21 protein-coding genes are annotated in these 22,194 nt (G+C 38.2%); 16 read left to right on the top strand and 5 right to left on the bottom strand.

Annotated elements, in window-relative coordinates:
• Nucleotides 1–2: 2 nt before the first annotated feature.
• The gene (locus MUN88_RS03715; protein WP_244720994.1) at nucleotides 3–1,565 is read right to left on the bottom strand and encodes a PucR family transcriptional regulator; all 1,563 of its coding nucleotides are present in this window, start codon (nucleotides 1,563–1,565) and stop codon (nucleotides 3–5) included.
• Between the two features lie 291 nt (nucleotides 1,566–1,856).
• Here MUN88_RS03715 and MUN88_RS03710 point away from each other — a divergent pair, with 291 nt between their 5' ends.
• The 8 genes from MUN88_RS03710 (at nucleotide 1,857) to MUN88_RS03675 (ending at nucleotide 8,835) form a co-directional block, all read left to right on the top strand.
• On the top strand, nucleotides 1,857–3,026 hold the full coding sequence (locus tag MUN88_RS03710) for an amidase (protein WP_244720993.1): 1,170 nt from the start codon (nucleotides 1,857–1,859) through the stop codon (nucleotides 3,024–3,026).
• 21 nt (nucleotides 3,027–3,047) lie between these two features.
• Nucleotides 3,048–3,911 (top strand): fumarylacetoacetate hydrolase family protein, encoded by an 864-nt coding sequence (locus MUN88_RS03705; protein WP_244720991.1) that lies wholly within the window; start codon nucleotides 3,048–3,050, stop codon nucleotides 3,909–3,911.
• Between the two features lie 20 nt (nucleotides 3,912–3,931).
• Entirely contained in the window at nucleotides 3,932–4,969 is a 1,038-nt protein-coding gene (locus MUN88_RS03700) for a TRAP transporter substrate-binding protein (RefSeq protein WP_244720988.1), read from the top strand.
• 25 nt (nucleotides 4,970–4,994) lie between these two features.
• Entirely contained in the window at nucleotides 4,995–5,495 is a 501-nt protein-coding gene (locus MUN88_RS03695; protein WP_244720986.1) for a TRAP transporter small permease, read from the top strand.
• A complete protein-coding gene (locus tag MUN88_RS03690; RefSeq protein ID WP_244720984.1) occupies nucleotides 5,492–6,769 on the top strand; it encodes a TRAP transporter large permease in 1,278 nt (425 codons plus the stop codon). Before MUN88_RS03695 ends, MUN88_RS03690 begins: the two co-directional genes overlap by 4 nt.
• A gap of 137 nt (nucleotides 6,770–6,906) precedes the next feature.
• On the top strand, nucleotides 6,907–7,488 hold the full coding sequence (locus tag MUN88_RS03685) for an amidohydrolase family protein (protein ID WP_244720982.1): 582 nt from the start codon (nucleotides 6,907–6,909) through the stop codon (nucleotides 7,486–7,488).
• Nucleotides 7,472–8,266 carry an amidohydrolase family protein gene (locus tag MUN88_RS03680; protein WP_244720980.1) on the top strand — a complete coding sequence of 265 codons (795 nt, stop codon included), beginning with the start codon at nucleotides 7,472–7,474 and terminating at the stop codon, nucleotides 8,264–8,266. The genes MUN88_RS03685 and MUN88_RS03680 overlap by 17 nt, the downstream gene beginning before the upstream one ends.
• Before the next feature lie 119 nt (nucleotides 8,267–8,385).
• Nucleotides 8,386–8,835 carry an Lrp/AsnC family transcriptional regulator gene (locus MUN88_RS03675; protein WP_244720979.1) on the top strand — a complete coding sequence of 150 codons (450 nt, stop codon included), beginning with the start codon at nucleotides 8,386–8,388 and terminating at the stop codon, nucleotides 8,833–8,835.
• Nucleotides 8,836–9,143: 308 nt separating this feature from the next.
• Here MUN88_RS03675 and MUN88_RS03670 read toward each other — a convergent pair whose 3' ends face one another.
• Nucleotides 9,144–9,674, bottom strand: coding sequence for a chromate transporter (locus tag MUN88_RS03670; RefSeq protein WP_244720977.1), 531 nt, complete (start codon nucleotides 9,672–9,674; stop codon nucleotides 9,144–9,146).
• A complete protein-coding gene (locus MUN88_RS03665; protein ID WP_244720975.1) occupies nucleotides 9,671–10,228 on the bottom strand; it encodes a chromate transporter in 558 nt (185 codons plus the stop codon). Before MUN88_RS03665 ends, MUN88_RS03670 begins: the two co-directional genes overlap by 4 nt.
• Nucleotides 10,229–10,369: 141 nt before the next feature.
• Here MUN88_RS03665 and ggt point away from each other — a divergent pair, with 141 nt between their 5' ends.
• The gene (gene ggt / locus MUN88_RS03660; protein ID WP_244720973.1) at nucleotides 10,370–11,989 is read left to right on the top strand and encodes a gamma-glutamyltransferase; all 1,620 of its coding nucleotides are present in this window, start codon (nucleotides 10,370–10,372) and stop codon (nucleotides 11,987–11,989) included.
• A gap of 27 nt (nucleotides 11,990–12,016) precedes the next feature.
• On the opposite strand, the gene MUN88_RS03655 is transcribed toward ggt, so the two are convergent.
• Nucleotides 12,017–12,424 carry an ion channel gene (locus MUN88_RS03655; protein WP_244720971.1) on the bottom strand — a complete coding sequence of 136 codons (408 nt, stop codon included), beginning with the start codon at nucleotides 12,422–12,424 and terminating at the stop codon, nucleotides 12,017–12,019.
• Between the two features lie 187 nt (nucleotides 12,425–12,611).
• On the opposite strand from MUN88_RS03655, the gene yfkAB reads away from it, so the two are divergent.
• The 5 genes from yfkAB (at nucleotide 12,612) to MUN88_RS03630 (ending at nucleotide 18,866) form a co-directional block, all read left to right on the top strand.
• On the top strand, nucleotides 12,612–13,745 hold the full coding sequence (gene yfkAB / locus MUN88_RS03650) for a radical SAM/CxCxxxxC motif protein YfkAB (RefSeq protein WP_244720969.1): 1,134 nt from the start codon (nucleotides 12,612–12,614) through the stop codon (nucleotides 13,743–13,745).
• Between the two features lie 404 nt (nucleotides 13,746–14,149).
• Nucleotides 14,150–15,169: a Delta(5) desaturase DesA gene (gene desA, locus MUN88_RS03645; RefSeq protein ID WP_244720966.1), complete on the top strand. Its 1,020-nt coding sequence runs from the start codon at nucleotides 14,150–14,152 to the stop codon at nucleotides 15,167–15,169.
• Nucleotides 15,170–15,485: 316 nt separating this feature from the next.
• Nucleotides 15,486–16,619, top strand: coding sequence for a sensor histidine kinase (locus MUN88_RS03640; protein WP_244720963.1), 1,134 nt, complete (start codon nucleotides 15,486–15,488; stop codon nucleotides 16,617–16,619).
• Nucleotides 16,616–17,215 (top strand): response regulator transcription factor, encoded by a 600-nt coding sequence (locus tag MUN88_RS03635; RefSeq protein WP_244720961.1) that lies wholly within the window; start codon nucleotides 16,616–16,618, stop codon nucleotides 17,213–17,215. Before MUN88_RS03640 ends, MUN88_RS03635 begins: the two co-directional genes overlap by 4 nt.
• A gap of 244 nt (nucleotides 17,216–17,459) precedes the next feature.
• Nucleotides 17,460–18,866, top strand: coding sequence for an MDR family MFS transporter (locus tag MUN88_RS03630; protein ID WP_244720959.1), 1,407 nt, complete (start codon nucleotides 17,460–17,462; stop codon nucleotides 18,864–18,866).
• 570 nt (nucleotides 18,867–19,436) lie between these two features.
• Here MUN88_RS03630 and MUN88_RS03625 read toward each other — a convergent pair.
• Nucleotides 19,437–20,264: an MBL fold metallo-hydrolase gene (locus tag MUN88_RS03625; protein ID WP_244720957.1), complete on the bottom strand. Its 828-nt coding sequence runs from the start codon at nucleotides 20,262–20,264 to the stop codon at nucleotides 19,437–19,439.
• 209 nt (nucleotides 20,265–20,473) lie between these two features.
• On the opposite strand from MUN88_RS03625, the gene MUN88_RS03620 reads away from it, so the two are divergent.
• Nucleotides 20,474–21,049, top strand: a complete 576-nt coding sequence (locus MUN88_RS03620) for a YpjP family protein (RefSeq protein ID WP_244720955.1) — start codon at nucleotides 20,474–20,476, stop codon at nucleotides 21,047–21,049.
• Between the two features lie 213 nt (nucleotides 21,050–21,262).
• Complete coding sequence (gene metA / locus MUN88_RS03615; RefSeq protein ID WP_244720943.1) at nucleotides 21,263–22,168, top strand: homoserine O-acetyltransferase MetA; 906 nt, start codon at nucleotides 21,263–21,265, stop codon at nucleotides 22,166–22,168.
• Nucleotides 22,169–22,194 lie beyond the last annotated feature (26 nt).

Here is a 22,194-nt window from a genome sequence, read left to right as displayed (position 1 = left end):
TATCAGGAAATTTGCTTCCTGATATTTTTAAGTTGGATAAAGGTAAGTGCCATTTTCACTCGTAATAAGTCGTCAATGTTTTTTAAATCGATTTGCAATAAATTACTGATTTTATCAAGGCGGTACACGACAGTATTTCGGTGTACAAACAGACGGTTCGCTACTTCTTTCAGGTTGCCATTACATTCGATATATGTCTCGAGCGTTGCCAGCATGTCTTTTTCAAAGTTGGTGCTGTCATGCAGCAATGTATCAAAAGTATTTTGGTAGAAGGTCTCCATCAGATGATCTGGAATATATTGATACAAACTAAAGAAATCGAGATCCTCCGTAATGATTACATTTTCGGTGTAATCTAATTCCTTAGCTAAGCGACTTGCATTTGTACATTCCTGCACGGAAGCGTTGAAAGTGGCTAACTCATGATTCTGTCTACTCACAACTAAACAACCTTGTGTCTTTGTCAGTTTGAGTAGTTCCTCTAATACTGGAAGAAAGAGGTTGGTCCGCTGAAATACTCGATCCTTAGCGTTTGGATCGAATATAACAGCTAACGGATACCCGTCCCAATTGAAAAATCTTAGCCGGTATGACTTAAAGTAAGGGTGTATGGTCAATTGTTCTTTAAAGAAAAGTATTTCTTCACTCGTTAAATTATCGCTGTTATTTAACAATACCGTCCAGTAGGGTGATGTTAATAACAATTGATCCTCTTCTGTTAATTGTTCACTAAAGGTGTCCATATCTATTTGATTCTCCACATAATCCAGTAATAACGAGGAGAAAGTTACTTCTTCTTTTGATTCTACTATATGGTTGGGTTGTTTGGATAAGTATACGGCTACAATTTCACCGATTTGATCGAAAAGCATTTCTTCTTCCTTAGTTAATTGATTATGAAAATCGTCAAGAATGAATACATAACCATAGTGCTTTTCTTCGTGGGTTAGTTCCAGTGTTATATGCTCGGCTTTATTCTTTTGCCATTTTTGCAGCAATTGCGTATCAGTTAGTCTCGTATAATTGTGTAACACTTCTATATCTACTGATAATAAGGCAAATGGATATTGTATAAACCTTGCGACAAGTTTTAAATATTCGTCGAAATTATGGTCAAATTGCTGAAAGGTTAGTAATTCTTTTTGTGTTACTAATTTATCATGAAGCCATCTTTCTTTTTTGTGATGCGCTTCATCGTATAATGCTTTAATTTGATCTGAGAATGTATATGAATATGGTAATTCAAAGATAGGAAAATCTAATTTGTCGGCAATATCAATGATAGCCTGAGGAATCTCTTTCCAATATCTCCCCAGCTTAATACCTAATCCTGCACATTGTTTCTTTTCTAGCTCTTTAATAATGTTAATAGCTTTATCTAAATTGTCTTTCCATATAAAAGCTGTAGTGAATAACAATTCTCCTTCTTTTACCCAGTTTTGAATATCGGGAGCATCCATAATGTTCACAGCTGTGATCCAACGTGTTGTACTTTGTGTGCCAGCTACTAACTTAGACTCAGAAAACGGGAATACGCCTAATGCTTCTTTGATGGTTAAATGCACAGATAACACCCCTAACTTTCTTGTTATTTATAATGATTATACAGAACATTTTGATTGATTCCTGTTTTTTTGTGAGTTTATCTAACATAAAAATATCAAAATCAGTACTCATAAAAAAACTATTTTTTCTGCAATTCAATATAATAAGCAAGTAAATCGCATTCATTGTTAATATAACCAAAAATAAGATGATCAGTTATGTTAAATAACAAATGATGTAAACTATATTGACATATATATTGCTGTGACTGTATAGTTAAGCACATAAATTATGTTGGAGGTGTGGCAAAGATGGATCAATGGCGAGCTTTTGTAGAGGTAACGTGTAATGTGCCTCCAAAGCAGTTGAAAGGCTCTTTATTTCCATACACCTTCGCTGTGAAGGATGTATTTGATATACGGGGCTATCTCAATACAGCGGGAAACCCTGATTGGGAAAGAACGCATACCCCCGCTAAATCAACAGCTCCTGCTATCGAAGCATTGCTCGAAAATGGGGCATCATTAATAGGGAAAACTCACACAGATGAATTGATGTACAGTTTAAACGGGGAGAATTATCATTATGGAACGCCTGTTAACCCGAGAGCAACAAATCGTATTCCAGGTGGTTCTTCCAGTGGTTCAGCTGTAGCAGTAGCGGCAGGATTGGTTGATTTTTCTATAGGTACGGATACGGGAGGAAGTGTTCGAATTCCTTCTAGTTATTGTGGGATTATAGGTTATCGTCCTACACATCAAGCGATTGATATACGCGGTGTTATTCCGTTAGCTGACAGTTTTGATACGGTTGGTATTATGGCAAATGATATAAAGGTGCTTGAGAAAGTTTCTAATGTGTTACTGGATCAACCTGTACCGTCAGAGCATGGCTTCACAACATTGAAGTTTCCAACAGACATATGGGAAATGGCTGTTGATCCTGTGAAAGATCAGAAACAGAATATACCATTACTAGATTGCAGAGGAGAAGAAATAGAGATTGCAGGAACAGAATTGGAAAAGTGGAAGGAAACATTTCGTATTTTGCAGGGCTATGAAATCTGGCAAAACCACGGAGCGTGGATTGAATCGGCAAGTCCAACCTTTGGCCCTGGAATTATGGAACGATTCCAATGGACAAAAACAATTACAGCGTCAGAAGTGGAGATGGCTAAGAAGGAGCAGGTAATTATTCAAGCGAGAATGAAAGAAATATTAGCTGATGGATCCTTGCTGGTAATGCCGACTTCCCCCAATATAGCTCCTAGACTTAATATGGAAGAGAATAAACTTAATCTTCATCGACAAAAGCTACTAACAATGACTAGTATTGCAGGATTAAATCAATTACCTCAAATTTCACTTCCGTGGATGGAGGTAGAAGGGAACCCGATAGGATTATCTATAATAGCAGGAAAAAACCAAGATACTAGATTGATAGAATTTATCAGAATATTCTATCAAATGTTAAAGCAGTGATCAGAAGGGTGGGAAAATGAATTGAAGTTAGCTACAGTTTCACACGAAGGTGAAGAAAAAGCTGTTATCGTACAAAACCAGCAATATTACTTGATCGAATCATTAAATGATATGGAGAATACAGATTGGCCAAGTGGAATATTTGAAATTATTGAAGGAGGCCATCTGGAAAAACTTAAAAAATGGTATGAAGAAAAAGGAAGAACTTTATTAGAGAAATGCCATGCAATGGACAACGATACAATTAGCCTTGCCCCTTTATACAGAAGACCCAGAAAGATTTGGGGAATCGGGATGAACTATATAAATCCTGATCAAGACAACATTGAGGATATACCATATTCAGATCCGGTCAGTTTTATGAAGCCAGATACTACTATTATCGGCCCGGATGATGTCATTCAAATTCCCGAAGGCTCGACCAATACCACGGCGGAAGCTGAACTTGCCATTATTATCGGCCAAAAATGTCGAAATGTAGAACTTGAAGATGCTCGGCATTTCATTGCAGGGTACGCCATTGCGCTGGATATGACAGAGTCTGATATTCATGCAGAAAATCACCGTTATTTAACGAGAGCGAAAAGTTTTGATACATTTTTTAGCTTTGGTTCTGAATTCGTGACAGCGGATGAATGGCCGGAAGTTGGTCAAATGGAGGTAGAAACTTACCATAATGATCAGTTAGCTTCTCAAAACCAAGTCCGAAATATGCGGTATTCGCCATCTTTTATCATAAGTTTTCATTCAAAAGTGATGACGTTGTTGCCAGGAGATATTATTTTAACGGGTACTCCTGGGAAAGTGATTATTCGTGATCAGGATACAATCGAAGCAAGGATTAATGGATTCAAGCCGTTAATTAATGTAGTAAAACAAAAATAAATCAAGGGGGAGATAATGAAATGAAAAAACAATTCGTGTGTTTATCAATGTTATTCGTTTTGGTTTTCGTAATTGCAGGCTGTGGAGGAAGTGAAACGAACGGTACAGGTGAAGCGGATGCATCGTCTGATGATATATATGAGCTGAAATTACACCATGATTTGGCAGCAGACAGTCCTCAGCATTTAGGGGCAGAAAAATTTAAAGAATTAGTCGAAGAAAAGACAAATGGGCGTGTTGAAGTCAAACTTTTCCCGTCTGGACAATTAGGTGATGATGTGGAAGTAACGGAGTTAATCCAAAGTGGTAGTGTGGAGGCTGGATTAATTCCAACGGCAAAACTATCAACATTTGATGCAAGCATGCAGCTTCCTGATTTGCCGTTTATTTTCCCATCACGAGAAGCTGCATACGAGGTGCTTGATGGAGAAGTGGGGCAAGAACTGTTAGCTGGTTTAGCGGATATTGGTATTACGGGTGCATCATTCTGGGAAAGTGGTTTTAAACAATTTACCAATAACGAAAAAATAGAAAAGCCATCAGATTTTGAGGGACTCAAGATTCGCACGATGGAAAGTCCGATAGTTATTGAACAGTTCAAAGCTTTAGGTGCTAACCCTGTGCCGATATCTTTTGCGGAAACATACAATTCACTTCAGCAAAATGTGGTAGAGGGGCAAGAAAACCCCTTGGTTTCGATTGTGAAAATGAAGTTTTATGAAGTCCAAAATTATACCATTTTATCCAATCATGGTTATTTAGCCTATGCGTTTTTATTGAGCAAAGACTGGTTTGAAGGTTTACCGGAAGATATTCAAACAGTTATTTTAGAATCATCGCAAGAAGCGGCAGAATTTGAGAGGGAAGAGACAATTGCTCAGGAGGAAGATTTTATTAAAACGATTGAAGATTACGGAACGGAAGTATATGAATTAACTGACAAGCAACTTGCTGTTTTTCAAGAAGAAACGAAAAGTGTTCATGAACAGTTCGCGGATGAAATTGGCCCAGATCTGTTAGATAAAACATATGAAATCGTTGAATCTGTAGAGAAATAAAAATGAGAGCGGGAGGTTAATGGACATGGGTAAAGTCATTGGATTTATTGATAATATAGAAAAAGTGATGATTGCATCGGGTATTTTCTTAACCTCCGTTATCATTTTTGTAAATGTTATTTTACGATACTTTTTTGATTCGGGAATTGTCTGGGCGGAGGAATCAGTACGGTATATTATTATTTACATCGTGATGCTCGGTTCTTCATTAGCAGTGACTAAAAATGATCATATCGCTGTTTCGATTTTCGAAAATTCGTCGGTAGAGTGGTTTGCACACTTGATTTATGGTTTGCAAACGATCTTGTCTTTAGTGTTTGTATTAGTTACGACATATTTTGGGATTGTGGTAGTGAATTCTGTGCAAGAAACGGCACAAATCTCCCCGGCCATGCAAATTCCGATGTGGTCAGTGTATATGATTTTTCCGATAAGTACTGCTTTAATGTCAGTCAAACTAATCTATAACGTGATAATATGGATTAAAACCAAGCAAATACCAAGTAAAGAAGGGGACATACAATGATTTGGTTTTTTGTGTTGTTGTTAGTGTTAGTTTTTACTGGAATGCCTATGTTCATGGCAATTGCAAGTTCTGTATTATTCATGCTGTTGTTTGTGAATGGTATTCCGGCAGAAACAGTTGTTCAACGAATGTTTTCTGGATTAAACCAATTTCCGCTAATGGCTATTCCTCTCTTTATTTTGGCTGCGAACATAATGAGTCGAGGAGGTATTTCGAAACGAGTTATTGCTTTAACGAATTCACTGATTGGCAAAGTACCGGGTGGAATGTCTGTTTCGGTCGTGCTTGCTTGTTTATTTTTTGGTGCAATATCAGGATCTAGTCCTGCGACTGTTGTGGCGATCGGAAGTATGATGCTGCCTGCAATGCTGAAAAAGAATTATCCTGAGTCGTTTGCAACTGGGTTAATCGGCTCTACGTCATCATTAGGTATCATTATTCCCCCGAGTATTACGATGATTGTCTATGGAGCAGTCACCGGAACCTCTGTTGGAGAATTGTTTATAGCTGGCTTAAGTGCAGGAATAGTATTTGCTGTTGTTTTTATTGCTTATTGCATATTTTATGGGAAGAAGTATCAATTGATTAGTGATGAACCGTGGAGTGTTCGACAAATTTTGCTAAGAACAAAAGAAGCGCTGTGGGGATTAGGCATACCAATTATTATTATCGGTGGGATCTACGGAGGACTATTTACACCGACGGAATCGGCAGGTGTCGCTGTTATTTATGCATTTTTGATATCCATGTTTGTGTATAGAGAAATGAAGTGGAAGGAGTTATTTGACGTATTTGTCGACTCAGGAAAAACAACAGCAACTGTTATGATCATTCTTGCTTCAGCATCTGTATTGTCCTGGTATTTAACGGTTGAACAGATAACTGTGCAAGTGACAGAATTTATGACAGGTTTAACGGAAAATAAAATTGTCATTCTTTTATTAATTAACATTATTATTCTGGTTGCAGGTATGTTTTTGGATGGTTCTTCATTAATTGTTATTTTAGCACCACTATTTTATGCCATTGGTGTATCTTATGGTATTGATCCGGTCCATTTAGGTGTTATTATGACGGTCAATTCAGCAATCGGTATGTTCACACCGCCGTTTGGGTTGAACCTTTTTGTTCTGATGGGAATATCGCGTCAAAGTTTATTAAAACTGTCAAAAGGAATGGTGCCGTTCATTGTAATTTCAATAATTGTGTTAATAATCATCACTTATATCCCGACAGTGTCCATGTTTTTACCTAATTTACTGTATAGCAAATAAGAATGAAGTGAGAAAGGCGGTCATTTTATCATGTTGCAGCAGGGGACATTATTGATAGAGGGTGCGCACGTATACACGGAATGTAGGAAGGGAAAAAACGCTTCGATATTAGATCCGTATTAATTGAAAATGGTTGTGTGAAAAGAGTCGCTAAACCAGGCGAGATAGGAAACCAAGGTAATATAGAAGTGAGAAATGGAAGAGAGTTATATCTTATTCCTCCTTTTGTGAATGGTCACAGTCATTCCTACACAGGCATTTTAAAAAGAACTGTTAATAAAGTTCCATTGGACTTATATATGCTGGATGCCATTGCGTTGGGTGAAAATCGTGAATCTGACCTGATTTATGACTGTACTTACTTGCGTGGCCTAGAGTTACTGCGAAATGGTTTTCAAGTCACTGACGATCATTTTTCCCAACGACCATATTTAAATGAAGAAGGCATACAGGCAGCAATTCAAGCTTATAAAGATTTAGGCTTGAAAGCAGTAATTGCTCCTATGTTTTCCGATCTAGTTTATATGGATTCATTACCTTTTGTGACAAATAAGAAGGGAGCGTCATCTCCTATAAGTCCTTATGCACAATTAATCGAACAATTGATGAAAAAGTACAAATCAGATTCAATAATCGAGATTGCATTAGGAGTAGATGGCGTACAGCGGTGTACAGATGATCTTCTGCTAAGTGACAAGACGTTTGCAGCAAGAGTTTGATCTGGGGTGGCATTCTCATCTGCTTGAATCTCATACCCAGTGGACAATTAGTAATATTAGGGGTGAATCATTATTAGAGCGAATGGATCGTTATCATTTGTTGAATGAGAAGGCTGTTTTTGCACATGCCATCTGGACAACGGCTAAAGATAGAAAAATAATGAAGGAACGTGGTGTTGCAATTGTTCAATGTGCATGCAGTAATTTGCATTTAGGATCTGGAATATGTCCTATCCACGAATATCGATACTTAGGTATTCCGTGGTTTCTAGGTACAGATGGTTTCAATTGTTCACCTTTAAATGCATTTGAGTTAATGCGTGAATCTGTGAGGAGCAGTCGAATTATGACAGATGATTCGGAGCGATGGTTGGATGCTTATGATGTATTTGATCGGATGATACGTCATAGTCCTCTAAGTAAAGATATATGGGGCCAACCATTTTTAAAGGAAGAAAAACGTGCTAGTTTTATTGCAATGTCTTATGAAAATATTGAATCAGATCATATTATTCAAGAGATGGCGTATTACGAAACAGGAGAGAATGTTACGGATATCATGCAAGATGGAATACGGGTGAAAAGAAACAGGGAAGCTATTACCGGATTGCATAAGGAACGAGAGATAAGACAGAGATTAGCTGAGAAACAAATGGACTATCAAAAGGAACTGCAAGAGATGGAAGCGTTGGTTCCCATTGTGGTAGATAATATTCAAAAATCATGGCAGTATGTCAAAAATGAATGGGTAGAACCATTACCTAAAATTAAAATATAAAAGATATGCAAAAAAGCATGTCTTTTTTCGTTTAGGAAGCAAAATAAGCCTTTTCTTGACATTTTGTTAAGCAACTTGCATGCTATACTTAAATAGAGTCGTGCGAAAGGATGCTTGGCATGAAATTAGATGAGAAGGACAAAAAAATATTAGAGTTACTTTCTATTAATGGTCGGATGTCATATGTGGATATTGGCAAAGAGCTTGGTCTATCTAGAGTTGCGGTAAGAGAGCGGGTCAATCAATTGATCGAAGAAGGTATTATTGAAGGATTCAGCGCTGTCATTAATTCAGAAAAAGTAGGGATGCAAGTATCTGCCTTTTTTGAAGTAGATTGTCATCCTTCTTCATTGGTGGAAGTGGCAGAAACGTTAGCAGACAATCCTTATGTAGCGAGTTGTTATCAAATGACCGGTCCAAGTACCTTGCATATGCATGTACTGGTGGAAGATTTTAAGAAGCTGGAATCGTTTATTAATGAGGATTTGTATAGTTTGAGTGGCATTACGAGGGTGGAAAGTCATATTTTATTACGGAGGTTTAAAAGCAGAAAGGGTCTTAAATTATAAAAGGTTGGAGCAAAAGAATAACCGGACATAACTTGAACACTATTAAATACATGTTATGTCCGGCTTTTTCTTATAAGCAAATGAAGTATATAATTACCTCATGAAAGCCGAATCGCAAAAAAATCGCTTAAGATTGACAATATAAAAGTTTAAGTACTTATAATGCAGAATATATGTCAACTAGCTAAGTGGTAATTTTGAAATTGATAATGTACTAGGAGAACGCTATAGCCAACCACGCAGAGTATATTTACGGAGCTTTGTTAAGCATACACTAATGTCAAAATAATCATCCCGTAATTTTCTTGCTAGGCAAGAAAGACAGCTCCGTAACATAGTGCGCCCAGGATGACAAATGCTGGGTGGACTTTCAGTTTTACTAAGAAAAGCCAGCTTAGGCCGATTAATATAATGGTTTGAAATACTCCTTCATTATCATACGACTGAAAAAAGAATTGATAGGTTAGGATACCGAGTAAGACGGCAATGGTAGGTCGTATGAACATGGTCATTCTTTTTACCTTCGGTGAATTTCGGAACTTATATAAGATGCTTAATAGAATGATCATCAGTATTAACGATGGAGCGACGGTTGCGAAGACGCCGACACTAGCGCCTAGAATACCAGCCTGTTCAAATCCGATATATCCCGCCATTTTGGTAGCGATGGGACCTGGGAGAGCATTGCCGATAGCGAGCACTTCGCCGAATTCAGACAGGCTTAACCATTCATAGCGATTAACGACTTCGTTTTGCACTAAAGGAATACTGGCAGGTCCGCCGCCATATCCAACTATTCCAGGAATGAAAAAAGCAAGGAATATTTCCCAATAAATCATTGCACTTCCTCCTTTCCTTTTTCTCTCGGTGTGGTAGTAAACGCAATAATTAATAAAATGATAATAATAATAGCAGGGTGAATGTTAAGAAATTGCAGCAGGATCGTACTGACTATGATCAGTACTGCATTGAATTTCCATCCTAGATCCTTGTGTCCTTTTTTTACGAAATCCCATGTCAAAATGGCGAGCATGACGCCAACTACTGGAACGATTGCATGTGTCATACCTGTCACCCAAGGTAATTCGCTAAAAGTTCGTAAAGAAACAAGCAGAAATATCATGGCAATAATCGATGGTAAAATAGTTGATATTACAGCGTTCAAAACGCCTAACCAGCCTGATACTCGATAACCGATATAACCCGCCATTTTGGTAGCGATAGGACCTGGTAAAGTATTACCGATTGCCAGGATATCTGAGAATTCATCATTATCCATCCATTTATAGTGATCCACCACTTCTTTATGAACTAATGGAATGGATGACGGCCCGCCTCCATAGCCTAGGATACCGACCTTGAAAAACGCCCAAAAAATTTGAAAGTGTTTCATTTTGTGAAGTCTCCTCTCTGGATTGCTTATTGTTATTTTATCACATTCATGTTACTATTGTTAAGTATAAATAAATAATTAGTTTACAAATGAAACTTTAATAATCAAAATATCAACTAATGTAAAATTGGTGGGGATAAAATGAAAGCTAATCGACCAACGGTGATGGCGAGGAATGGCGCAGTAACCTCTCCACATTACTTAGCTTCCCAAACAGGGATGAAAATATTGCAAAAAGGTGGTAATGCGATTCATGCGGCTATCTCTGTGGCTGCAACGCTTGGTGTAGTGTATCCACATATGAATGGCATTGGCGGAGATAATTTTTGGTTGATCTATAATGCGGAAGAACAGCAATTAAAGGGTCTTAACGCCAGTGGTAGAGCTGGTAATCGTGCCAGTCGAGAAGCATATCGCCAACTAGGATATCAACAAATACCAGAAAGAGGCTACCTAGCAGCCAACACGGTGCCAGGAGCTTTATCAGGATGGGTGGAAGCCTATGATTATGCAGAAGCAACGACAAAACAATCGATGGAATGGTCCGATTTACTAGTCGATGCTATTGATTATGCTGGTAATGGTTATCCTGTTACGAACAGTCAAATCAAGATGGCTGTTCCCTTCTTAGAAGAGGATCGACAAGAAGATGATCCATTTTATCAGATTTATGTGAAGCCATTAGTAGACCAAATCAAGCAAGGCAATTTATTTTACCAGAAGGACTTGGCGAATACGCTACAGCAAGTCGCCAAGGATAAAGGGCATTCTTTTTACCATGGAGATTTAGCTGCCAAAGTGGTGCGCGCAAGTCAAATGGAACAAGGGTTATTAACCATGGAGGACTTCGCCAGTCATCGTGCTGATTGGGTGGAGCCGATATCTGTTGATTATCGGGATTGCCGTGCCTATAATTTACCTCCAAATACGCAAGGGATCGCTTCCTTGTCGATACTAAATATTTTGAATCAAATCGATTTATCAACGATCAATGACCAAGAAGCGGCTTATTATCACACCATTGTGGAAGCGACAAAGCTTGCTTTTCGTGACAGGGATAAGTGGGTGACAGATCCTGCTTATACGAATCCGCCAGTTGAAAGCTTATTATCCACTGAATATGGCAAAGAACTTGCTGAGAAAATATCGAATGAGGAATCTTTGCTTTTTGAAAAGCAATTAGATCCTCGAGGAGATACGGTATGGTTCGGTGTTGTAGATCAGTGGGGGAATGCTGTTTCCGTGATTCAGAGCATTTATCATGAATATGGAGCAGCTGTAGTGCCAGAGGATACGGGTATTATTCTGCAGAACAGAGGTAGCTTCTTTACGTTGGATCAACATGCTGTCAACCGTTTACAGCCTAATAAGCGAACGTTTCATACATTAAATCCAGCGATGCTGTTCAAAAATGATAGGCCTTTTCTTATTTATGGCACGATGGGTGGAGAAGGACAACCGCAAACACAGGCGGCACTGGTGACAAGAATGATTGATTACGGTTATTCCGTGCAAGCAGCGATTGAAGCACCACGTTGGTTGTTTGGCAGGACGTGGGGAGCAACCTCGAACTCATTAAAATTAGAAAATCGTATCACAGAAACTATACGCAAGCAATTATTTGATAACGGACATGATATCGAAGTGGTGGAAGCATACAGTGATCTGATGGGACATGCAGGTGCCATCAAAATTAACGAGAATAATGTGAAGCATGCAGGCAGTGATCCAAGAAGTGATGGGCTTGCATTGGGATATTAAATGAGAAAGCTAATGTTCAAGCGAACATTAGCTTTCTTTATTGCTATTGGATTGCTGTATTGCTTTGAGAAAATAAGCGGTAGGTAATAATACGCCAATGCCTGCCTGAATTAGGGCGAAAAACCGAGCCGAATTTACTGGTAACATATCGCCATACCCGACAGATAGCATGGTGACACCACTGAAATATAATAGGTTTCCTAAAGTGGGGTCAATTGGTTTATTGGAAGACAGACTTTGTACCACCACGGTTTCTTGAAAGGACAATGCATAGTATAAAACAGCAAATCCAAATGTGATGGCGGTCAGAACGAAGAATAATTTTTTGAATAGAACACCACTGAAATAACTGTCTTTATACGTTTTGTTTGTGAAAAAATATACCAATTGAATAATGATAAAAATAATAGCAGCTAAAATGATTACTTGTGACATAATATTTCCACTCCTTACATATGTACTGCCATAAAAGGCGTATGGCATATCTGTTCTCTATTGAACATACCCTTATGAAGAAACATAAAACGGCAATCTCTGATAAGAGGAAAAGCAGAAGGATAAAGAAAATTCTCATATAATTTGTTACAATACTTGAGAAGGTTAGTAGAAAGGAAGTTTATACATGACAATTGTCAATCAAGCTAAGCGTCCTATTACTCCATCATTTGATCCGTGGGAAGCATATTTGGATGTGGAACAATATGGTGAAATGACGCTAACTAATATAGAATTTACGACCACCCACTTATGTAATATGCGTTGTGCACATTGTGCGGTTGGTTATACATTAAAAGATAAAGATCCGGACGCACTGCCATTTTCCTTGTTAAAAGAGCGTCTCGACGAAATTCCTCATTTACGTACATTGAGTATTACAGGCGGAGAACCAATGATGTCCAAAAAGTCCGTGCGTGAATATGTCGTACCACTTCTGCGCTATGCGTATGAACGTGGCGTTCGAACACAGATTAACTCTAATTTGACTTTGCCATATGCTCGTTATGAACAAATTATCCCGTATTTGGATGTTCTACATATTTCGCATAACTGGGGAACGCCTGAAGAGTTTGCGGAGACAGGATTCGCGAACATGGAACGAAAACCAAGTGAAGAAAATAGAAAAAAATATTTTGAGCGCATGGTGGAAAATTCACAAAAACTTGCAGCAGCAGGTGTGATGGTATCTGCAGAAACAATGCTGAATAAGCGCACCTTTCCCTATTTAGAATCGATCCATGATCATGTAGTGGAAATGGGCTGTGCGCGTCATGAAATTCATCCGATGTACCCGGTCGATTTTGCTAGTAAATTAGAAACGTTATCACTGCAGGAAATGCAAGAGGGAATTGAACGATTGCTGAACCATCGTGATGAATCAGTCTGGATGTTGTTGGGCACATTACCAATTTATCCTTGTAACCAGGATGAGAAAGAACTCGCATTGTTAAAAAGGCTATACCAAGAACGAAACATTACTGTCAGAAATGATCCTGATGGTCGCTCCCGTTTGAATGTCAATATTTTCTCAGGCGAAGTAATTGTAACCGATTTTGGTGATGAGGAGGAGCCATCATTAGGGAATATCCAGACAACACCATTGCAAACTTCTTATGAACGCTGGATGGCTTCCAAAACAGCAAAGTCGTTAAATTGTCATTGCCCGGCAGTGAAATGTTTAGGACCTAATATTCTGGTGAAGAACACCTACTATCAAGATGTTGATTTCACCAAAAGATCTGCAAACATATCAAGATAAAGCTTCGTTACTTTTTAATTGATGCTTTCGATGATTGAAGCGTTGGAATACATGAAAATCAGACTGCAATGTAGGAAAGCCGATTTTTTGGTACATGCGCTTATTAAGCAAAAACCAGCTAAAAGGAAGAGAATTATGTTTAAAAGGGAGTATGAATCAAAGCAAATGCTTATCATTAACTTTCTCCATGTTTGAAAAAGGGTTCTATTCAAACATAATTTTGTAGTTTGTGCGTACTGTTGTTCGAATGTCGCCTTATTTTATAATGCTTTGTTACGTTAACTATCTAATTGCGTACACTATATGACAAATGTCATATAAAAATACTGACATCTGTCTCTTACGAATGCTCGTCCTTTCCTTTACACTATTAAGTAAATACGTAAGCGAAGGTAGGGATAGATGTGAGTAAGCAAAAGCAAGCACAGCTACGGAAAGATGTGATGCCATATGCATCCCCTAAATCGAAGAAAAGTACTATTCAACTATTAAATACACTACCACCGTTTTTTATATTGTGGTTTTTAGCCTATCAAAGTTTGACCGTTTCTGTCTGGTTGAGTCTAGCCATCTCTGTGGTTGCAGCGCTATTTATGGTAAGAGCGTTTATTATTTTTCATGATTGCGCCCATCAATCATTTTATCAAAACAAGAAAATAAACCGGATTATCGGAACTGCGACTGGTGTGCTTACTCATTTTGCATTTGAAAAGTGGAAAAGAGAGCATGCAATTCATCATGCTACCAGTGGAAATCTGGATCAGCGAGGGACCGGCGACATTTGGATCATGACGGTGAAGGAATATCAACGTGCAAGCAAATGGCAAAAGTTTCAATATCGTCTTTATCGTAATCCGTTCGTCATGTTTGGGTTAGGTCCATTTATGTTATTCTTGTACAGTAATCGTTTTAACCGTAAGGATGCCCGTAAGAAGGAACGTCTTAACACCTATCTTATTAATGGCTTGTTATTGCTGATCTATTTGGTCATGTTTTGGACATTAGGCTGGCAAGCGGTGCTGTTTGTTCAGTTACCAATTGTGTATGTTGCCGGAGTATTAGGAGTTTGGTTATTCTATGTGCAGCACCAGTTCGAGGATTCTTATTTTGAGCATGAATCAGAATGGGATTATGTGAAGGCTGCAGTTGATGGAAGTTCCTATTACAAACTGCCGAAATGGCTGGAATGGTTTACCGGAAATATCGGCTACCATCATGTGCACCATTTAGCACCAAGAGTTCCCAACTATTTATTGAATAGAGCGCATGAAGAGACACCACCACTACAAAAAGCAACAACGATAACGTTAAAGACAAGCTTAGAATCGCTCCGCTTCCGATTATTTGACGAAGATAAAAAGCTTTTTGTCAGCTTCAAGGACATATCGTTGTCATCTAAAAATACAAATACAGTTCGATCTTAACAAGATAATCTTCCTCCTGTGCAAGGAGGAAGATTATCTTTTTTTAAAGCAATGAAAATGTATAATTACTGTCATTAAGCCGATTTACAGAAGTGAATCGTGGTTGACGGGAAATAAGCACATAGATTGACATAATCCGTATTATAGGTAGTTTTTATATAATATAGTTAGAAATGTAACAGGTTATTATTGGTGAATGTGTGTACAACCACTTGCAAAATGATAACGAAATACGTCGCTAATCATTTGGTAACTTTTTGAACAACCTCTATAATGTGTTTAGGTAGATTCTTAGATGGAAAAGGGGAATTTCGCTGTGAGGCATTGGTATGATATATTTCCGAGACACACCGGTTTAAGCTTATATATATGGATGATCTTTTGTGTATTGCCATTTTATTTTATTTTTCGATCTACTTCATTATTCGAAATCGTAATCGGTAGTGTGGTTACCTTGTTATTCTTCGGTGTATACTGGGTTACTTTTACATCGCGTGGCCCGTTAGTTTACATTGGATTGAGCGTGGAATATGTTATTCATATTATCATGACATTACTGTACGGCTATGTATATTTTGCTTTATTTAGTGCTTTTTTTGTCGGCAATATTCGCCATAAAGCAGGATTTATTACGATGTATGTGATTCACCTTGTAGTCACAGCCGGAGCGATGACGGCAGGATTTATTATTAAGTATTCTTTATTTTTAGAACAAATCCCCTTTTTGATTATGACAATTTTAGGTGTGATTTTGATACCGATCAACCGTTATAACCGTATTAAACAGGAAGAATTAGAAGGTCAATTAGAAGACGCCAATCGAAAAATTGCTGAACTGGCGATAATGGAAGAGCGCCATCGGATTGCGAGAGATTTACATGATACATTAGGACAAAAATTATCAATGATTGGATTGAAGAGTGAATTATCCGCAAAGCTGATGGAAAGAAATCAAGAAGCGGCTAAACAGGAATTGAAGGATGTGCAAGATACGGCACGTCAGGCATTGAAGGAAGTTCGCGAAATGGTGTCTAATATGAAAAGTATCCGAATAGAAGATGAAATTGACCATGCGAAACAACTGTTGAAACTAGCTGGAATTGATTGTGAAGTGAAAGTAGAAGCAGATATCGGACATTTTCCAATATTAATTGAAAATGTAATCAGTATGTGTCTTAAGGAATCCGTAACGAATATTGTAAAACATAGTAATGCGAGTCGATGCTTTATTCATTTGCGGGAAACGGATGATTCCACTCATTTGCAAGTACTTGATAACGGAATGGGTACAGTGGATAAAAATAAGTTCGGAAATGGATTAACAGGTATGAAGGAACGGTTGGAATTCGTCAATGGTACGCTGCGAATTCATTCATCTTCTGAAGGGTTTGAAGTACTCGTATCTGTTCCGAAAGTGTTAAAACAGGTAGAAAAGGAGGGGGATGTATGATACGGATAGTGTTAGCAGAAGATCAGCAATTATTGTTAGGAGCGCTGGGGGCTTTACTTGACCTGGAGGAAGATATAAAAGTAATAGGTAAAGCAAATAACGGCTCAGAGGTGTTGGAATTGGTTCAGAGAGAAAATCCGGATATATGTTTATTAGATATAGAGATGCCAATAATGACTGGGCTAGATGCAGCTGAGAAATTAAAGGATCATCCATGTAAGATCATTATTCTTACTACCTTTGCCAGACCTGGATATTTTGAGCGAGCAAGGAATGCTGGCGTAAATGGCTATTTGTTAAAGGATAGTCCTAGCGAGGATTTAGCGCAATCTATTCGTCAGATAATGACTGGTAAAAGGATTTACTCCCCAGAATTAATTGATCTTGCTTTTTCAGAAACAAATCCTCTGACAGACAGAGAGACTGATGTGTTGCGATTGCTAGCGGAGGGTCAGACTACAAAAGCGGTTGCCAAGACATTGTTTCTATCGAATGGAACAGTGCGCAACTACATCTCCGTTATTTTAGACAAACTAGAGGCAGATAATCGGATCGAAGCGATTACGAAAGCACAGGAAAAAGGCTGGTTAAAATAATTGTGAATAGTAAAGTTAGTCTCGGCAGTCACTGAGTTCACTATACCTATTGTCAAATATCCATAGACAACAGAGAAGTATTACAAGGAGGTAACCAATGAGGGGAAAATAGATAAGGGCAACTACAGTTCTGCTCTCGCCAAGGGCTCTGCAGTCACTGAGTTTTCTTTATTGCTTTTTTCTCGAAAAGGTCATACAATATCCTTCGTGACTAGAAATAAAATACAGAAATAGGAGTGAGTAAATGACTGTAAAAGTGGAAAAAAGAGGAACCATTGTAGCGTTACTATTGGCAGGGACATTTATTGCGATTTTAAACCAAACCTTAATGATTACAGCGATACCTCCTATTATGAATGAAATGGGCATAACTGCAAATACAGCGCAATGGCTAACGACCATTTTTATGCTTGTAAATGGAATTATGATTCCGATTTCTGCATTTTTAATAGATCGATTTACAACAAGGCAATTATTTTTGACAGCGATGAGTGTGTTCGTAATTGGTACTCTTGTTGCTGCATTAGCACCAAGCTTCTCGGTATTGCTGACAGGTCGTGTTATTCAATCTGCTGGGGCCGGCGTCATGTTGCCTTTAATGCAAACAGTATTTTTGATGATATTTCCAATTAACAAAAGAGGTTCTATCATGGGGATGGTTGGGCTTGTTATTTCCTTTGCACCTGCCATTGGCCCTTCATTGTCAGGGTGGATAACGGAACATTATTCTTGGAGAGTTCTATTTTTTATCATTTTACCAATCGCTATTATCGATATTATTATCGCTTATTATGTGATGAAAAATGTTACAGAGATTACAAAGCCTAAATTAGATATTCCTTCGATTATTCTATCTTCACTAGGTTTTGGTGGTCTGCTTTACGGATTCACAAGTGCAGGAAACAATGGCTGGGATTCGATGGTAACCATTGTCGTATTAATCGTGGGTGTGATTTCGCTCCTGACCTTTATTCTGCGACAATTGAAGTTGAAACACCCTATGTTGGAATTTCGAGTCTTTACCTATTCTATCTTTCCGTTAACAGTCAGCTTAGGGATGATTGCATTTATGGGTCTGATTGCTGTGGAGACGTTAATTCCATTATATATGCAGGATGCAAGAGACTTTAGTGCGATGGAATCTGGTTTAGTTATTTTACCAGGTGCCCTCATTACAGGTTTTATGTCGCCAATAACGGGGCGCATTTTTGATAAAATTGGCGCGAGATGGCTCGCGATTATTGGTTTTGCTCTAATGACGGCTGGCTCTTTTTTGTTTACGATATTAGATGAAAAGACTTCTATTACTTATTTAACAGTTATCTTTGCGATTAGAATGCTCGGGATCTCGATGGTGATGATGCCTGCTGCGACAGCTGGTCTGAATCAACTTCCGAAGAAACTGATTGCGCATGGTGCTGCGATGGATAATACATTGCGTAATGTATCAGCATCTGTGGGAACAGCGATATATGTCACGATCTTAACCCAGTCTCAGGCTGCTGCCGAACAAAGTGGCAAAGCTTTACCGGCTATCGAGGCATTTAATACAACCTTCATGGTGTTGTCTATCGTTACAATGGTTGGGTTAATCCTTTCCTTTTTTATTAAAAAAAGTAGACCAGCAGATTTGGAAGAAGAAGGGGAATAGCAGATGCTATTCCCCTTTTTCCGTAAAGGTATAAAAGTTTGAGGCTTTTTATCGATGTTTAAAATTATCGGCCATTTCCAGCTACAGTACCCAGAAACTAGCGAATTCCTGCATCACCCTACGATAAAGAAGACTTGCCGATTGATGATAACCAGAGGCATAGTCGCCCTTATGCCCTTGGGCGAAAGTCATCATCGACATCACTTGCTCACAATGATTCCTTTATCTCAGTTGATGCCGTCCAGTCGCCACTTTTCTAAACGGGCGTTTGTGCTTTTCTAATTATAGGTAAAGATGGTGAACTGCAGAAGCACTCATGTTCAAGATGAAGTATGGGTTGGTTTTGATAATACGGATTATGTCAAGCTAGCTTCGTGGTAAATTTGAAATGATTCATGTGCTGGGATACCGCTCCGGCCTACCACTCCGTGTCTAGCAGGACGCGGAGCTTATTTCTGGAGCTTGACTACGCATATACAAATATCAAATTCACCAGATCGACATACAGTTCACATAATCGGGATTATAAATAGCTTTATATATATTTAAGTTTGTTTGGTTCGGTTAATATCAATTTCTTTTATGCTTAGGAATTGCGTGTGCTTGAAAATGCGCAGCTAAATAGCCAAGCTCCTGTTTCATGGTGTCCCCTTGCATCGGCAACCCATGCCCGGCAATAATGAAATCTGGTTCTAATTCATTGATGGTGTGTACTGATTGTTCTGCTTGGGCCCAGTCTTGCGTAAAGTAAGCAGGAGGACCATATACGTGTTGAATCGGAAAAAACACTGAAAAGGATGATTCTGCTTTTTCCGTAGAAATGGCATCACCGGCAATAAGTACACGATCTTTTTCTCGAAATAGACTGATATGTCCAGGTGTATGTCCAAACGTCTCAATATATTTCCAATCTGATAAATAAGGTATGCTTCCGTCGTTTGGTAAGGCAGAAACTATACCTTCCAGATGATCTGGTTTAGTAGGAAATATGGTGGACAGTAACGAAATCATTCCCCCGCCTACGGTAGGATCACCTGGCGGATAAGGTGTAATACCTGTTACGAAATCCAGTTCTTTTTCATGAATATATACCGGTACTTGCCAATGATCGACAAGTTTTTTGACGGACCCGATATGATCGAAATGTCCATGTGTTAGAATAATGGCAGCTGGCGCTTTGTTGCCATACCGTTGTTCACACGCATGCAAAATCCGGTCTTGGTACTTTTTAATTCCGGCATCGACTAAAATCCATTCTTTATCATTTGGAGCGCCAATCATAATCACATTTGCAAGCAACGTTCGATAGTAAGCTATATCAGGAAGTATCTCTTCTGGTACTGCATGATCATAGTCTCGTTCGAGTTCTTCCCATTTTTCCGTATGTTCTTGATCCATTGTTGTTGTCCCACCTTGTATTTAGCATAAACTATACTTATTTTGGCGCAAAAAGGTTACATCTATACAATGAAAAGATATGAATGGAATATTTAAGTAAAATTTGTGTAAATCAAGGAAAAAGCGTTGCGATCTATAGACAAATGCCTAAAACATGATACACTTTTAATAAGAAGATGTAAGGGAGTTCGATCGAGATGGTTATCTGGATGAAGAAACTAACAGTCTTATTAGTAACAATCCTAACACTAGGTCTATATGTGCCGCCAATCTATATTGATGCCGATATGGATAAAGGTGAAGTAGAACCGAGTGAAGATCAAACAAAACAACTTGATGATCAGGTTGTAGAGGATACGAATGAAGTCGTCCTCGAAGACTCGAATCAACTCTACTTACAAGAACTAGATAAGCAAGCGGAAGAATTAGTGTTTGAGAAATTAGGAAAAATATCGACTAAAATTGATACCGAACTCAATCAAGTTGTTTTGCCGAACTTGAAAGCAGTATTACATGATATATATGAACAAATTGGTGAAGAGGAAAGCCAATATTTAATGATTAAAGAAGAGCCTTCTGCTGGCTATGGAGAACGTATTTTTAACTTATATGATGCAAAACAGAAGCAGAATGTTGCCAAGTTTCATGTTAATCGAGTGAAAAGACCATCAGATGGTTATTATTTTCAATTTCATTACCATCTTTTCAATGATCAATTTGAAGAACATATCCCTTTAGCAGAAGTGTATTGGGGTAAAAATACTCCACCGCAATGGATGATATAACGGATGCCGCTTGTAATAGCAGGCATCTTTTTTCATCACACTATATAAAATAGACAGAACCAACCATTTTTTTATACAAAAATATCAGAATTTTAAAACATTTCTCTTTATTTTATAAGAAAAAATAGGTAAAATGAAACGTAATGTTGTTTGTACACAAGCCTATTTCTCCACGTGTGTGGACGGAAATATGAAGATAAAGGAGTCACGAAAATGCCTATAAAAGTACCGGATTTATTACCAGCTAAGGGAAAATTACAAGAAGAAAATATATTCGTTATGGATGAAAGCAGGGCATTTACACAAGATATACGGCCGTTAAAAATTTTAATTTTAAATTTAATGCCATTAAAGCAACAAACAGAGACGCACCTTTTACGTCTATTAGGAAATAGTCCGTTACAAATTGATATCGGACTTTTGCATACAAGTACGCATACTTCGAAGAACACATCACCGGAGCATATGAAACAGTTTTATAAATCGATAGAAGATGTGAAGCAGAATAAGTACGATGGATTAATCATAACGGGAGCTCCTATTGAGAAGCTTCCATATGAAGAGGTAAAGTATTGGGATGAACTGTCACAGATAATGGAATGGAGTAAAACAAATGTCACGTCAACCTTGCATATTTGCTGGGGGGCGATGGCTGGATTGTATTATCATTTCGATATTGATAAATATATTATGCCAACAAAACTATCTGGTATTTATCCACATACTTTGAATGATCCTAGAGAGAAATTATTAAGTGGATTTGATGAGGAATTCATGGTTCCGCATTCCCGCAATGCGGATATTCGTAAAGAGGATATTGAGAATACACCTGGCTTGAAGATTTTAAGTGAATCCGATAAGGCGGGGGTCTATCTGGTGGCTTCTGCGGATGGGAAACAAATATTTGTCACTGGTCATCCGGAATATGATTCGCAAACGTTAAAGAAGGAATTCGATCGAGACACAGCGGCTGGATTAAATCCGCAAATTCCTGACAATTATTTTCCGAATGATGATCCGAAGCAGATACCTAAGCTGCGTTGGAGAACGCATTCCAATATGCTAATTTCGAATTGGTTGAACTATTATGTATATCAGGAAACGCCATATGAATTGTAAGAAGAAGCAGAGAGCTCTCCTCTCTG

It is taken from the genome of Gracilibacillus caseinilyticus (assembly GCF_022919115.1).
Taxonomy (GTDB): domain Bacteria; phylum Bacillota; class Bacilli; order Bacillales; family Amphibacillaceae; genus Gracilibacillus; species Gracilibacillus caseinilyticus.
Note: the sequence above shows the minus strand (reverse complement) of the source record. Positions and strands in the feature narration are given on the sequence as shown.